The organism is Ruegeria sp. AP12 (assembly GCF_056540025.1).
This window is the reverse complement of the sequence record NZ_JBQFVZ010000337.1, coordinates 1-523: the sequence shown is the minus strand read 5'-3', so window position 1 is coordinate 523 and position 523 is coordinate 1. Positions and strand designations below refer to the sequence as shown.

The following is a 523-nucleotide window of genomic DNA, read 5'->3' as shown; positions in this document are numbered from 1 at the left end:
CCGGCATCCCCATCCCTCCGGCCTCGACCAAGGTGCACAAGGTTAGTGACCGAATGGTCCAAGGGGCACCGGACATTGCGGAAGCCGGCCGCGTGTTTCATCAATTCGCGCGCGATGCGGTCATCGTCGCCCATAATGCGCCGTTCGACATGGCGTTCCTGCGGCGACACGCGAAACGGATGGATGTGGATTGGAACCACCCGATTCTGGACACGGTTCTTTTGTCAGCCGTCCTGTTCGGAGCCAGCGACAAACACACGCTGGACGCTTTGTGCGACAGGCTCGACATCACCATCCCGGTCGAGCTGCGCCATACGGCCTTGGGTGATGCAGTAGCAACGGCTGAGGCCCTCGTCAAAATGCTGCCGATGCTACAGGCACGCGGGATGAACACGTTCGGGGCAGTCGTCGAGGCGACGCGGCAACACGGTCGCCTGCTGGAAGACCTGAACTGAGCGGGAAAAATACGCCGCAGACTCAGCTTTTCGTGGACAATCCCTGCATGCCGTGGCACCTGATGCGC

The 523-nt window shown here is 61.2% G+C and carries 1 protein-coding gene; it reads left to right on the top strand.

All coding sequences use genetic code 11. The annotated features are described in order from the left end of the window. Positions 1–455, top strand: a 455-nt coding sequence (locus ACR0E6_RS23080) for a 3'-5' exonuclease (RefSeq protein WP_480587819.1), incomplete at its 5' end; no start/stop codon positions are given. Positions 456–523: the final 68 nt, after the last annotated feature.